The sequence below is a fragment of the Parabacteroides sp. PM6-13 genome, assembly GCF_029892605.1.
GTDB lineage: Bacteria > Bacteroidota > Bacteroidia > Bacteroidales > Tannerellaceae > QVMG01.
The window spans coordinates 232,607-247,654 of record NZ_JARXWF010000001.1; the positions used below are offsets into that span (position 1 = coordinate 232,607).

The 15,048-nt window shown below is 47.9% G+C and carries 12 protein-coding genes and 1 other RNA gene; 9 read left to right on the forward strand and 4 right to left on the reverse strand.

The genetic code is table 11. The features are described 5' to 3' along the window. Nucleotides 1–125: 125 nt before the first annotated feature. From M2134_RS00920 to rnpB, 4 genes are all read right to left on the reverse strand, one after another. Nucleotides 126–2,639, reverse strand: a complete 2,514-nt coding sequence (locus M2134_RS00920) for a family 16 glycoside hydrolase (protein WP_280749520.1) — start codon at nt 2,637–2,639, stop codon at nt 126–128. A 212-nt stretch (nt 2,640–2,851) separates the two neighbouring features. Then, on the reverse strand, nt 2,852–4,444 hold the full coding sequence (locus M2134_RS00925) for an alpha-L-fucosidase (RefSeq protein WP_348525022.1): 1,593 nt from the start codon (nt 4,442–4,444) through the stop codon (nt 2,852–2,854). A gap of 151 nt (nt 4,445–4,595) precedes the next feature. Beyond that, on the reverse strand, nt 4,596–5,885 hold the full coding sequence (locus tag M2134_RS00930; protein WP_280749726.1) for a YihY/virulence factor BrkB family protein: 1,290 nt from the start codon (nt 5,883–5,885) through the stop codon (nt 4,596–4,598). 128 nt (nt 5,886–6,013) lie between these two features. Next, nucleotides 6,014–6,370: RNase P RNA component class A (gene rnpB / locus M2134_RS00935), an RNA gene on the reverse strand. A 101-nt stretch (nt 6,371–6,471) separates the two neighbouring features. Between rnpB and M2134_RS00940 the strand changes: the two genes are divergently transcribed. The 9 genes from M2134_RS00940 to M2134_RS00980 all read left to right on the forward strand — a co-directional run bounded on the left by M2134_RS00940 (nt 6,472) and on the right by M2134_RS00980 (nt 15,047). Next, nucleotides 6,472–6,675, forward strand: a complete 204-nt coding sequence (locus M2134_RS00940) for a hypothetical protein (RefSeq protein ID WP_280749522.1) — start codon at nt 6,472–6,474, stop codon at nt 6,673–6,675. 707 nt (nt 6,676–7,382) lie between these two features. Beyond that, nucleotides 7,383–8,885 (forward strand): Do family serine endopeptidase, encoded by a 1,503-nt coding sequence (locus tag M2134_RS00945; RefSeq protein WP_280749523.1) that lies wholly within the window; start codon nt 7,383–7,385, stop codon nt 8,883–8,885. A gap of 125 nt (nt 8,886–9,010) precedes the next feature. Beyond that, a complete protein-coding gene (locus M2134_RS00950) occupies nt 9,011–9,871 on the forward strand; it encodes an RNA polymerase sigma factor RpoD/SigA (RefSeq protein ID WP_280749524.1) in 861 nt (286 codons plus the stop codon). 139 nt (nt 9,872–10,010) lie between these two features. Then, nucleotides 10,011–10,868, forward strand: coding sequence for a hypothetical protein (locus tag M2134_RS00955; protein WP_280749525.1), 858 nt, complete (start codon nt 10,011–10,013; stop codon nt 10,866–10,868). Between the two features lie 62 nt (nt 10,869–10,930). After that, nucleotides 10,931–11,929, forward strand: coding sequence for a PhoH family protein (locus M2134_RS00960; RefSeq protein WP_280749526.1), 999 nt, complete (start codon nt 10,931–10,933; stop codon nt 11,927–11,929). After that, nucleotides 11,926–12,876, forward strand: coding sequence for a phosphoribosylaminoimidazolesuccinocarboxamide synthase (locus M2134_RS00965; protein WP_280749527.1), 951 nt, complete (start codon nt 11,926–11,928; stop codon nt 12,874–12,876). The genes M2134_RS00960 and M2134_RS00965 overlap by 4 nt, the downstream gene beginning before the upstream one ends. Nucleotides 12,877–12,880: 4 nt before the next feature. After that, on the forward strand, nt 12,881–13,621 hold the full coding sequence (gene ubiE / locus M2134_RS00970) for a bifunctional demethylmenaquinone methyltransferase/2-methoxy-6-polyprenyl-1,4-benzoquinol methylase UbiE (RefSeq protein ID WP_280749528.1): 741 nt from the start codon (nt 12,881–12,883) through the stop codon (nt 13,619–13,621). A gap of 16 nt (nt 13,622–13,637) precedes the next feature. Further along, complete coding sequence (locus M2134_RS00975) at nt 13,638–14,381, forward strand: shikimate dehydrogenase (protein WP_280749530.1); 744 nt, start codon at nt 13,638–13,640, stop codon at nt 14,379–14,381. Between the two features lie 30 nt (nt 14,382–14,411). After that, entirely contained in the window at nt 14,412–15,047 is a 636-nt protein-coding gene (locus M2134_RS00980) for a DUF5715 family protein (protein ID WP_280749531.1), read from the forward strand. The last annotated feature ends 1 nt before the right edge of the window (nt 15,048 follow it).

Sequence of the window (15,048 nt, forward strand, 5' to 3'; positions counted from 1 at the left end):
GGGAGTATAAACACAGAGGCACCAAGACACAGAGTTTTTAATTCAATAAGAATAAAAGCCTCTGTGTCTCTGTGCCTCCGTGTTTAAATCATACAATTATCGATTTTCAGATCAGCACCGATGGTCTAAAATTCTTTTACGATACTAAGAACGCCGGTTGACAGCGGCTCGACAGACAAGGTAACGGTACGGTCACTGGCTGTCGCTTTCTTGTTCTTCAGGGCAACGGCATTTTTGTTTTCCATACTGTTTATCGCATCCAACGAGCCGGGTGCGTAATAGGTATAATCAGTATCCGCAATGCCTTTCCAATCGCCACGAATGGTCAGGGTATACGTCTTTTCAGTCGGATTGACTACTTTCACAATGACCTTGCTGCCGTTTTCCGCAAGTGTTGTGGTGATGTTTAACTCTTCAGTATTTCCCGTAAAGGCAAGCCTGTATTTGGAGAAGTTATCATACCACAACTTCGTCACCTGGTAATTAGGCGCCACAAACAGATCTTTGTAATCGAAATTGATAAAGGCATTGTTCCAGTCGGGAGCATCCGTACGACGCATAAACAAGGCAGCCGCACCCATTTCTACCACCGGTGTCCTTTCGCACATATTCAGGAAGCCTCCGGCAAACAGACCGGTACGCCAATCGATGCTGTTGAGGTTCCATTCCGAAATATACAATTTGATGTTTGGATTCGGACATTTGGCGATCATCTCGGCATAGCGATTATATTGTTCGCCTAATCGTTCGGGACCTGTGGCATATCCGGTTGCTCGCTCATAATGATGTAAACTCAAATAATCGAAGTAACTACCGGAGCTGTTCAAGAAGGCTTCGTCTTCTCTGAAACCACCGCAGGCGACAATCTTGATGGTGGGATCGACCTCGCGCATGGCCACGGAGAACTTGCGGACTGCTTTTTCGTATGCTTCGATACCCATTTCCCACATCTCATTGTCGATCTCCCAAAGTCTCACGTTATACGGCTCGGGATGTCCGTTGGCTGCTCTTTTGCTTCCCCATTTGCCTGTGGCCGGCTCATTACAGTAGGCTACCCAGTCGCAGGCATCCTGCAATAGTTGGGCATGTTCGGATTCCGGGCGGTCGAAACCGACGCGCACTACAATAACCGGTTCTGTATTGATCTGGCGGCAGAATTGGATAAACTCATCCGTACCAAAAGCATTCTGATCATAATCAAGCCACATCCAATGCGGCCAGCGTTGCCTTTCTTCCTGTGAACCGATGCCCCATTTCCAGTCGTATTGGGCCACATAACCACCTCCGGGCCAACGCATCGAAGTGGGTTTCAAGTCTTTCACCGTTTGGTAGATGTCAGGACGGAATCCCCCAAGATCTAAACCGGTTTGTGTAGAAACAGTCACCTGATCTATCTGAACCGTTCCCTGATTCGTGTAGATGGCAAAATCAGCATCCCCCACATAATCCCCGGCATTCAGGCTGAATACATATTTTGTCCAGTCTTTGCCCGGCTTTCCGATCATCTTCTCCACGAGATACCGGTCGCCAGCTTTAAGGGCTACAAAGAGTTCGCTTTTCGAATCGCCTTTCGCATACACAGAACCCACGTAGCTCTCCTGACGAATGATGTTTTGAGGGCCTTGCATTAATCCGGTTTTGCTGCCGCTTGCAGTGATCTTTTGCGAATAATCCATATTGACAGCATCATTCTTGACTAACTCAAATGTCCCATTGCCAAACGACTGCCATTGAGGAGCCACTTCAGGTGTTTTCACTGCTTCCGGCATGCCTTCGAAATAGACGGTCTTTTTGTCTGTGGAAGTGATACGGATATCTTTATACAACGCTTCGGTATAGTTCACCCAAAAGGCAATCTCATTGGTGGGGTTGTTCTCGGGTAACTGATAGTTGATGATTTGTTTGTTGTCCCAGTACACACGCACGCGTTTCCCTTCGCAGCGGATGCGCAGCTTATGCCATTCGCCGCCCAGGGTTATCTGCTCCTTTTTGGCGATTGCGGTTTTCAAAGGTTGCAACGCCTTGACAACTCTTCGTTGACCGGTCCATCCCGGCATACCCTCCTGTGCACCTATCTCCATCTCCGAGAAGGTGGAAATAGAGAAGTTAGCCGGCTTAGGTTCCGGAGCACCTTCCCTCATATTTCTTGTTTCAATGAAAGGATCATGGATGCGAAGAAAATAGGGTTCTCCGTTCATTTGATTCTTGAAGGCGAAACGGATATCCAACAGCCCACCGCTCCATCGGCGGCCAGCCAATTTATAGGCTCTCCAATTGACATCCATGGAGATCTCATAGCTATCGCTGTTGATCGTCGTGACAGGAATGGGTTGTTCGTAACGCGTGGGCGAATGCAACACGTTTGCGTCATCCACAAACCAACCATCAAAATAACCATCCCGGGGAGGAATGCCCGGATAGTGTTGAGGCTCAAAAGAGCGACCATAAATCAGTTCCTGCCATAATCCGTTGTTGGCAGAAAAATAGATGTGTTCGAACAGCTGACCATAGATTTTTTGGTCGATCAGTCCATCTACCTTTTCTGATTGAACATGAATAGATACATCTTGTGCTTGCACGGCAGAAAACAGGCAAGCCAACATGAAAACAATCGTGTGTTTGATACTTTTTTTACTCATAACTTAACTTATATAATATTGGTTTTTCCTCTCTGTGGCAATCCCTTTTCGGGCTAATACTCTTTACTCATACGAACGAAAAACAAAAATAGAGAAATAAACGGCTATACAGGAATAATCACTTGTAAATTAGGAATTCTTAATAATGAAAAAAGGTGTGTCAAACGATTTGACACACCTTTTTAGATGGATTTTAGAGTTTACTGTTTCTGTTAGCGCAATGTAATCTTATAACAAATGGGAGCCATGACGGCGTCTTGTCCTTTCATTGGCTTAATCTCCAATCCGTTGTTTGTCTTTTTCCATTGCACTTTTTCGTTCGTACCCAGACAGGTCACCGATCGAACCTTCTCCCCTTTACCGAACGATTTCAGGTTGAAGGTCTCTTGATTATGCCCCATGACAAAAGCATACACCGTTTTGCCTTTGGAGGTATAACGCACCTCTTTCTCGGTGTATTTGTCGATGCGTCCTTCGTTGAATCCTTGCGCGTTCAGGGCAACAGTCGATTCGGCATCAGGCCCTTCTCCAAATACCTTCCAAGGGCGGGTCGCATAGATGCCTTCTCCGTTGACCTCCATCCAGGCACCAATCTTTTCTACGATTGCCAGGGCTTTATCATCAAACGATCCGTCGCCACGCATCGGGATATTGAGCAATAGGTTACCGTTTTTGCTTACCACATCAATTAATTGGCGTACGACTCTTTCCGCGCTTTTATAACGGTTTTGCTCATACGCTCTGATGTCGTAATGCCAGCTTCCGATACAGGTACATACCTGCCAGGGTTGTTCCTGAATCTCATTGGGCGTACCTTTTTCGATATCCCATACCATAGCCTGTTTTTCATAGTCCTCCGTCAATACTTTTCCGGTAAGCACCGCTTCGTTTTTCCCGTTGTTCCATGTCATGGAAGAGTTATAGAAGTGGGCAACCGTTTTCAGGCTCCCTTCACTAAATGGATAGAGAGGTAGTACAGAATCGTCGAAATAGAGCAGATCGGGCTGATAGCGGTTGATCAGATCGAGAGTCCGGTTATAGATATTCTCCGTGAACTTCCGGTCCGGGAAGGTAACCCCTCCGATATTGGTCCAGTGCCAGTTTTTGTGAATATTCTTTTCCGCACTGAGGGCATGGTCTTGCGCATACAGATCTTGTGGATCATACCCTTCCCACCATTTTCCTTTTCCATCTTCTTTCAACAGGCGTCCGTCGTAAGGAATTCCTTTTTTCGGACCGCTGGTGTCGGAAAGCTGTGCCGGTTCATGAAACAACCAGGCATGGGCCGCATGGAAGGTTACGCCAAAGCGGAGGCCGTTCTTGCGTACCGCCTTTTCGTATTCCCCGATAATATCTCGCTTGGGACCCATATTCACAGAGTTCCAGGGTTGATATTTACTATCCCAGAGATCCATATTGTCATGGTGGTTCGCCAAGGCTACGAAATATTTGGCTCCCGTCTTTTTATAGAGGGCTACAATAGCTTCCGGATCCCACTTTTCGGCTTTCCATTCATTGATAACATCTTTGAAACCGAATTCAGATTGATGGCCATACTGTTTGATATGCTCTTTGTATTGATAAGAGCCCTCTTCATAGATGCCACGCGAATACCAGTCGCCTCTTTGCGGTTGACACTGCGGTCCCCAATGGGTCCACATACCGAATTTGGCATCCCGGAACCATTCGGGCACTTCGTATTGCTGCAACGATTCCCAGGTGGGTTCAAATTTACCCTCCTGCATCTTTTCGGCATCGGCACTGATCCTGTAAATATAGTCCGGATCCTTCACCTGAGCTGTCATGCCCTGGGTGACAGTAACAGCACCCAGCAGCAAGACAATGGCTTTTTTTGAAATAATAGTTTTACAATTCATAAAATAAATAGTTAGTTTCCTCCGGGGTTAATTGTACCTTAGAATATATAAGGCTTCCTGCCTCTTTCCCCCAAAGATACTATTTTTCTATTCCAATGTCCTTCAATAACAGATGATTTTCTTTGTTGTACATCTCTTCGCGTGAATGGATGACGGCTTCCCACTCGGCACGGAAGAGATTCTCCCGGTCGATGCGGAAGTTTTCGGAGCCTTCGCGGTCGACTTGTTGCAGGACATAGGAGACCGACAGTAGGTTGATGTCGATGGCCGGCTGGTAATAGATGGTCCATTCGTCGTGGTCTTCAAGCACCTCTGCGACCAGGTTTAATTCAGACAACTGGTAGAGGATATCGGTGGCCAGACGGATGGGGATATGGTATTCCTGCGAGAGTTCGTCGGCGGTGTAAGGCTTCTCCCCTTTTTCAAACCGTTTTACGATCAGGGTCATAATGGTGATCAGGACAAAATCGCGGTAGCGACGGCTGATATGCTGGGTGTCGGCGTCATAATTGAAGGTACTCGCGTTTTGTATCGCATAGGCCAATGCACCGCCAAACAGGCAGATCACCCACGAGAGCTGCACCCACAACAACAACAAAGGAATGGCAGCAAAGGTCCCATAGATGGCATTGTATTTACCTACCCATATCTGTCCACTGATATAAATAAGCTGGAAAATCTGAAAAGCGCTTCCCGCCAACACACCGGCAATAAGCCCCGGCAGGAACTTTACTTTTGTATTGGGAAGGAATATGTAAAGCCCGGCAAACACGAAGGAGGCAATGACGAAGGGGACGATTTTCAGCACCAGATCGACCACGGGGGTGAGGAATACAAACTCGTCGAGAATGGTGTTTTGGATTGTTTGAACAAAGATCGACATCCCGCTCGAGGCGACCATCAATACCGGGATGATCAGTAACAGCGCCAGATAATCGGTAACTTTTCGAGCAAACGAACGCGGTTTGTTGATCTGCCAGATATCGTTGAAGGTGTTTTCAATATTGGAAAGCAGGTTGATTACGGTGTACAATAAGATAACGACCCCGATCCCAATAATCAAACCACCCTGAATCTGATCGAGGTATCTCTCTACGAATCCAAAGACATTTTCTAAATTATCACCTTGTCCGGGAAAGGTGTTTATCAATACCTGACGTACGTGTTCCTGAAATCCGAATCCTTTGGCGATGCCCAACAGTACAGCCAAAAAGGGAACAAAGGCTAAGAGAATGCTATAGGTGAGGGCAGAGGCGCGGCTTGGGAGGTTGAGGTTGAGGAAGCTGCGTACGGCAAGAGAAATAGACTTGGCTGCATGGATGCCCAGATGCTTGTAGCCGGAGACATCGTTGCCGGTGATACGCCACATGTCATAGGTGACAAAGCGGATAGCCAAGGCAATGAAGTCGGTGATGCGCACGATTAGGGAGGGTTTCTTCGCTTTCTTCTGCTGCTTTTTTGCGTCTTTCTCTTTCATAGGGAGAGATATTAATTAAAAATTGCAGTTTGCCTATAAGCCGGGTTCTGTACTCCCTCCAAGGAGAGAGTGTCTGCCATTTATCTCGACGCCGGCTCTCACCGACGCTCTAGCGGTCTACCCCCCGGCATCGGGCGGGCAGCCCTACATGCGCCGGTATACATGACCTTACAACCCATAAGACGTACGGCATCACGCATTGCTGCGCAACCCGGTGAGCTCTTACCTCACCTTTTCACCCTTACCCCCGAAGAGGCGGTCGTTTTCTGTTACGTTACTCTGCCCTCGCGAACAGCTACCCGTTAAGTAGTATGGTGCCCTGTGTTGCCCGGACGTTCCTCCCACCCTTGCGAATGAGCGACAGACCAGCAAACTGCAATCATGTCGACAAAATTAGTTATTTATTTCTTAAAAGACCATCCGACAGATGTTTCTTTTGTTTTGCATGAATAGATGGGGGAATGACCACCTCTCCCCTATGGCTGACCCAAAAGTAGTTACTGATTCCTTCAGACAGGAGAAAAGTGAAGGAGGAAGGAGAAGGGAGAAAGGAATCGAAGATCGCTTAGCCGAAGGCGCAGAGCAAATAGGGAAGGTTGACACAGATGGTATCGGGGTTTTTCTTCAAATAGGAGGAGATGGGAAGGTTTTAGAAAGCCCGAAAGGGCTTCAACCTGGATAACCCCGTGCAAACCGTAGGTGCAGCTCGGGGTAGACGTAATATATATATCATGAGCTCCGTAGGAGGTCAACTGTTGAGCACCTACGGAGCTCGTTTCTATGACACAATCAACCCCGAGCTGCGCCTGGCGGCTTGCTCGGGGTTATCCAAAGTATAAGTCCTTCCGGACTTCAGTATCTTCACATATTCCAATATCTGAAGACGCTCCTTTCTCCCTTCTCCTTCAAATCTCCCAAAATCTGAAGGACAGAAACCGTCCGTTTTTTTGCATGCCTCAACTATCATTTTGATATTTTCGCCCGAGTATTTTTCCGAAAACGTAGGGGTATTTAAAATTAGTCAGGCGAGTAACACTTTTTAACGTATCATATTGTAAAGCAAAATCCACTTTTTGCTTACACTTTGCATTTTGACTTTTTGAAAAAACCGGAGTTGCCAAAAAAAGACTTAAACGAAGCTAATTGTTTAAACTTTCAGGCGGTTTGGATGTTCTATATGTAGAAATGGCAGTCTGCCTGACAGGGGGATGACATGAAACGGGTACATGGTTATGCACAGTACTGTTAATCCCCGTTAAGTAACACCTATTTGGCGTTAAAAGAGTTGAAAAAAGAGGATAGGGTAGATAGAAGAGCACGATTTTTGATTTTATTTGTGCATAAAGAAAAATGTTAAATTTAAGTGTTTAATTAAAAGATTGAAAGTGTATGAAGAAAGCGTGGAAGAATATCTTGGGGGTTGTGGCAATAGCAGCTATTAGTGTGGGTGCCGCTATCGGTACGAGTTCATACCTGACAAATAAGAAATTGTCGGAGGCAACCTATTCGGTGGACTCGGAATATGGGTTTAAACAACAACCTTTTCATTATGCCAATTATAACACCGTAGCGGCGGAGAATATTGATTTTACAATAGCCGCGGAGAACTCGGTGCATGCGGTGGTGCATATTAAAGCAACGGCCAAAGCGCAACAGCGTAGTGGAAGACAATATGTACATCCGCTGGAAGAATACTTTTTCGGCTTTGGCGGTCGTGGACAGATGCAACCACAGCCTCGCGTAGGCTCGGGCTCGGGCGTGATTATCTCTGTGGATGGGTATATTATGACCAACAACCATGTGATCGACGGGGCGGATGAATTGGAAGTGACCCTGAACGACAACCGGAAATTTTCGGCAAAAGTGATCGGAGCCGATCCGCAGACGGATATAGCCCTGATTAAGATTGACGCAAACGACCTGGCAACGATTCCGTTTGGCGACTCAGATGCCTTGAAAGTGGGTGAATGGGTACTGGCAATCGGAAACCCCTTCAACCTGACATCGACGGTGACAGCCGGTATTGTCAGTGCCAAAGGGCGCGGTGGCATTACCCGCACAAATGGAGGAATCGAGTCGTTTATCCAAACCGATGCGGCGGTGAACCCGGGTAATAGCGGGGGTGCCCTGGTAAACACGAAAGGTGAACTGGTGGGTATCAATACCGCGATCTATTCGGAAACCGGAAACTTCGCCGGATACTCCTTTGCGGTACCTATCAGTATTGCCGGCAAAGTAGCAGCCGACCTGAAACAGTATGGCGTGGTGCAACGGGCTATATTAGGCGTGGTGATGCAGGACATCCAGAATGTGGATCCGAAAGAGAAAGAAAAACTGAAAGTGACCGAAGGAGCCTATGTGGTTGAATTTGCCGATCGTAGCTCAGCTCTGGAAGCCGGTATGGAAGCGGGCGACGTGATTGTGGGCGTGAATGACGTGACGATCCGTACGGCAAGCGCTTTACAGGAACAGATCAGCAAATATCGCCCGGGCGACAAGGTAAAGGTGACTGTCGACCGTTTTGGTAAAAAGCAATCCTTTACGGTGGAATTACGCAATACGCAAGGTAATACCGAGGAGGTGAAGAACCGTGGTGATGTGGCCGATGTATTGGGTGCCGCCTTCAAGGAACTGAGCGATAACCAGAAAAAACAATATGGTATTCGCTATGGTATTGAAGTGAGCGGTGTTTCCAATGGAAAAATCAAAGAGGCCGGCATCACGAAAGGCTATATTATTATGGTTGTGAATGAGCAACGCGTGTCTACTCCGGAAGAATTTGAAAAGATTGTAGAGAGTGTGATGAAGACATCCGGAGACCAGGTGTTGTTTATTAAAGGGATGTATCCGAATGGACGTTCAAAATATTACGCGATTGATTTAGCGGAATAGGTCTTCGTCTTTTGGGTAAAAAGATTGTTAAAGGTACTTAATTGGCTGGATGTGGGGTGCATTCAGCCAATTTATCCGAAAAAAAGTGTAACTTTGCACCCCATATTTTCAATGAAACAAATTGGATGAGACAACTAAAGATTACTAAGTCCATTACCAATCGCGAAAGCGCTTCCCTTGATAAGTACCTCCAAGAAATTGGACGTGAAGACCTTATCACAGTGGAAGAAGAAGTAGAATTGGCACAGGCAATCAAAAGAGGAGACCGTAAAGCATTAGAGAAATTGACAAGAGCCAATTTGCGTTTCGTTGTTTCTGTTGCAAAGCAATATCAAAATCAAGGCTTAAGCCTGCCCGACTTAATCAACGAAGGCAACTTGGGATTGATCAAAGCGGCAGAAAAGTTCGATGAAACGCGTGGTTTTAAGTTTATTTCGTATGCGGTATGGTGGATTCGCCAGTCTATCCTGCAAGCGTTGGCAGAGCAGTCACGTATTGTTCGTCTCCCGTTGAATCAGGTAGGTTCGCTGAATAAGATCAGCAAAGCCTTCTCAAAATTCGAACAGGAAAACGAACGTCGTCCTTCTCCCGAAGAGCTGGCAGATGAATTGGACATTCCGGTGGATAAGATTTCCGATACCCTGAAGGTGTCCGGACGTCATATCTCGGTGGATGCTCCGTTCGTAGAGGGCGAAGACAACAGCCTCCTGGACGTGCTTGTGAACGATGATGCTCCGATCGCCGACCGGTCGTTGATGAACGAATCATTAGCTAAGGAGATTGATAGAGCGCTTGCTACATTGACCGAAAGAGAATGTGAGATAATCAAAATGTTTTTCGGTATTGGCTGTCAAGAAATGACATTAGAAGAGATTGGCGACAAATTTGGCCTCACAAGAGAGCGCGTCCGCCAGATCAAAGAAAAGGCAATCAGAAGATTGAGACAAGGAACACGCAGCAAGCTCCTAAAAACTTATTTAGGGTAACACCTCTTCAAAAAGAATTTAACTGCCATCCCACTGCGGGGTGGCAGTTTTTTTGTGCCGTCATACCGGGTCAAGCTATTTGCCTGATTATGATTCCTAAAAAAATACTACCTTTGCCTCTTCACAAAAAAAGACAAGCGTGCATCTTAGAAAATATCTATATTCAATCGGTTTGTGTCTCCTCGTTGCTTTTGCGGCAAAAGGCGACAGTTGGCGCGACAAAACAGAACTACTGATCTATTCCCCCCGTTATTTTGGTCCCAATGCCTTTCCTATGCCGGAGATGCGCTCGGGCAAAGTCGCTATGCGCTACGAAGTGGAGGCACGGGGCGAATACCATTATTATTCAGGCGATAAGACCACCAACGGATACGTTCGCGCTCTATTACCTTTCGTGAAAGGGCGCGCCGGCGTGGAGGTAAGCCTACGTCTTTTTGAAGAATACAAAATGACACCGGAGACACGCGACGAGCGCTATGCGGTAGGCACCGAAAGCCCGATCACCTGCCACGGCGATGTGATCATCAGCTCCTTTTTTCAGGTATTAAAAAGCGAGAAGTGGCTGGACGCCATGGTGACGATCAACCTGAAGTCCGCCAGCGGGGGACGCCTTTGCGATGCCCGGTATACGGACGCGGCAGCCTATTGGTTTGATATCAACCTGGGAAGAGACCTGATCAGAGAGACGCCCCAGGGATTCTCTTTGCGCGCGCAGGCTTTGTTCGGCTTTTACTGCTGGATGACCAACGACCTGGTGCACCGCCAGAACGATGCCACTGCCTACGGAGCCGGCTTGACAGCCAAGTATCGCCCGGTGACCTTCTCTACCGAACTGATTGGCTTCAATGGCTACAAAGACAATGGCGACAGCCCGATGCAATGGCGAAACAACCTGCGCGTCGAATACAAAAAAAACATTCTTTCGCTCCGTTACGACAAGGGATTCCGGGATAAACTTTACGATACGCTGTCGGTGGGGTATATCCGTTGTTTTTAAGAAATTATGCTTATTTTTGTATCCCCTTGTCAGAGAATAGAGAACAGAGGGATCAGAGAAGAATGATAGAACGCATCTATATATTAGAAAATGTGGACCCGGTGATCTTTTACGGGGTGAACAACACACATATGCAACTGATCAAAACATTGTTTCCCAAGCTGCGTGTAGTGGCACGAGGCAATGTGATGAAGGTGATCGGCGAAGAGGAGGAATCGGAGATTTTCCTGAAGAAGATCCGGGAATTGGAGAAATACTGCGAAGAATATAACTCGCTGACAGAAGAGGTGATCCTCGATATTATCAAAGGAAATACACCGGTCGTTGTCAAACAGGAGAACCTGATCATTCACGGGATGAACGGCAAACCGATCCTGGCACGCAGCGACAATCAACAGCGCCTGGTGGAGGCATTCGACGAGAACGACCTGGTGTTTGCCACAGGCCCTGCTGGAACGGGGAAGACATTCGTTGCTATCGCACTGGCGGTACGTGCCCTCAAAAACAAGCAGATCCGCAAGATTATCCTAAGCCGCCCGGCTGTGGAGGCGGGAGAGAAACTGGGATTCCTACCCGGCGAGATGAAAGACAAGCTCGACCCCTATCTGCAACCGCTATATGATGCCCTGCAGGACATGATCCCGGCCGCCAAACTAAAGGAATACATGGAGAATAATGTAATCCAGATTGCTCCATTGGCTTTTATGCGCGGACGCACACTCAACGATGCAGTGATCATCCTCGACGAAGCGCAGAACACCACCACCCATCAGATCAAAATGTTCCTGACCCGTTTGGGCATGAACGCCAAGATGGTGATTACGGGCGACATGACACAGATCGACCTGCCGCCCTCGGCTACGTCGGGACTGATTCAGGCGATGCATGTATTGAAGGGGGTGCCCGGTATCGGACGGATCGAGTTTACCAAAAAAGATATCGTACGCCATAAACTGGTGCAGCGCATTGTGGAAGCGTATGAGAAGTTCGATAAAAAGAACAAAACCGAACGGACAGTAAAAGAAGATTCAAAAAAACTATCTAATAGCAAAGAACAATGAAGAAGGCATTAACAAGAACAGACTTTCAATTTCCGGGACAAAAGAGTGTCTATCATGGGAAAGTACGTGATGTGTATAATATCAACGACGAACTGTTGGTGATGGTAGCTACCGACCGCATTTCGGCTTTTGATGTGGTGTTGCCCGAGGGGATTCCTTTCAAAGGGCAGATGCTGAATCAGATCGCGGCGAAATTTCTCGATGCGACGGCGGATATATGCCCCAACTGGAAGCTGGCTACGCCGGATCCGATGGTCACGGTGGGCGTTCAATGCACCGGGTATCCGGTAGAGATGATCGTGCGCGGTTACCTGGTAGGAAGCGCCTGGCGTGCTTATAAAGCGGGCGCCCGTGAGATATGCGGCGTCGAACTGCCGGAAGGTATGGTGGAGAACCAACGCTTCCCCCACCCCATCATCACGCCGACTACCAAAGCGGAGATTGGCGAACACGACCAGGACATCTCACGCGAAGAGATCCTGAAGCAGGGATTGGTTTCTGAAGAAGAATACACGACGCTGGAAAAATACACCATGGAGCTCTTCCTGCGCGGCACGGAGATCGCTGCCGAACGGGGATTGATCCTTGTCGACACCAAATATGAGTTCGGACACCGCGACGGAAAGATCTACCTGATCGATGAGATCCATACGCCCGACTCATCGCGCTACTTCTACCTCGAAGGCTACGAAGAGCGTTTTGCCAAAGGCGAACCGCAGAAGCAACTCTCGAAGGAATTTGTACGCGAATGGCTGATGGATAACAATTTCCAGGGGAAAGCCGGACAGACGGTACCGGAGATGACACCGGAGATTGTCACCAGCATCAGCGATCGCTATATCGAGCTATATGAGCATATCACCGGAGAAACCTTTGTAAAAGAGGATACCGACAGCTTGCTCGCACGCATCGAAAAGAACGTAACCGACTACCTGCAATCACGGTAAGCCCATGCGACAATATGGTTCGGAAGAGATACTGCCCTACAACCAGGCAGAGGAGAAGGGCGTACAGGTAGAGCGTATGTTCGACAATATCGCCGGGGCCTACGACCGATTGAACCATATACTTTCGTTCGGATTCGACCGGGGATGGCGACGCAAAGGTATCCGTTACCTGAAACCGTTCCAGCCCCGACGCATCCTGGACATTGCCACCGGAACGGGCGATCTGGCCATCGCCATGTGCCGGGCGCTACAGCCTGAGGTTATCACAGGCGCTGACCTCTCGGAAGAGATGATGCGGATCGGACAGGAGAAGGTGGATAAGGAGGGTATGACAGGCCGGATCGTGTTCGATCGACAGGACAGCCTGGCATTGACCTACGCAGCAAATAGCTTCGACGCGGTAACGGCGGCGTTCGGTGTGCGCAACTTCGCCGATATCCGAAAGGGACTCGAAGAGATGCACCGGGTACTGGAGCCGGGCGGACATCTGATGATACTGGAGCTGACCACGCCGGAGCATTTCCCGATGAAGCAATTATTCGCTATCTATTCCCGCCTGGTGATTCCGTTTCTGGGGCGACTGTTCTCCAAAGAGAAAAAGGCGTATGCCTACCTGCCCGCCTCCATCGAGGTGGTGCCGCAGGGTAAGGTGATGACAGGACTATTGGAAGAGATTGGTTTTAAGGAGGTACAAATAAGAAAAATGACCTGGGGCATCTGCTCGATGTACACGGGAAAAAAATAAAGAAACAAAGTAAAACATGGATACATACGGGCTGATAGGCTACCCATTGGGACATTCTTTCTCCATGACCTTTTTCAATCAGAAGTTTGAATCAGAGCGTATCGATGCGCAATATCTAAACTTTGAAATCGAAAACATCAAGGAATTAAAGAATGTACTCCGGGACAATCCCGAACTGAAAGGGCTGAATGTGACGCTCCCCTACAAGACGCAGGTGATACCCTACCTGGACGATATCGACGAAGACGCGCGGCGCATTGGCGCGGTGAATGTTATTAAGTTCAAAAAGGGACTGTTCGGGAAAAAGAAATTGGTGGGATACAACTCGGATATTATCGGGTTTAAGCAATCCATCGAACCGCTTCTCAATCAGTCACATCGCAAAGCGTTGATATTAGGGACAGGAGGAGCATCGCGTGCCATCTTTCAGGGACTGAAACAATTGGGCATCGGCTCCACGCTGGTATCCCGTTCGCCCCGCGAATTCGGAATCACCTACGATGAGATCACGCCGAAGACCATGGAACAGTACACAGTGATTGTCAACACAACACCGGTCGGCATGTATCCGCACGTGAACGAATGTCCCGATATTCCGTACGATCTGCTTACACCCAATCACCTGCTTTACGACTTGCTCTATAACCCCGACGAAACGCTCTTTATGAAAAAGGGAGAAGCGAAAGGGGCTGTCGTGAAAAACGGCTTGGAGATGTTGCTATTGCAGGCATTTGCCGCCTGGAATATCTGGCAACAATAGATATTAAACGAAAACACACGCTCAATATAGATGAAAATTAAACCGTTCGTATGGCTCATCCTCTGTTTGTCATGGATGCTCCTTACCCCTTCTTGTGGTAAAAAAGAAACGCGCCAGATCCACTACAAAGGAAGCTACAACAAAGATTTCAACGACCTGAACCCGCTCCACCTGGAGGCGGCAAAACGCTTGGGCATCACTCCTCTCTCTTCGCGGAAAGAGGCGAAAAAGGCCTCCCGGAAGATGGTTGAAATCGAGACAAATAAAAACTACGAGGTAGAAAAATTGACCCACTCCATTCCCTACCTGGTGCCTGAAGCAGCCGAATTACTGGAAACAATCGGGAAAAATTTCATCGACTTACTCAAAAGCCATAACGCTCCGCTTTATAAGGTGAAGGTAACCAGCGTGACCCGCACCGCAGACGATATTAAAAGACTACAAACGACAAATATCAATTCATCGTCGAACTCCGCCCACCTCTATGGCACCACCTTTGATATTACCTGGAAGCGCTATAAGAAAATCAAGAAAGGAAAGCAAAAGGTAAGCGACGAAGAGCTAAAAATGGCCTTAGCCATGGTGCTCCGTGACTTACAGAAACAGGGAAAATGCTACGTAAAGCATGAGAAGAAGCAGGGTTGCTTCCATATAACCGTACGGTAAA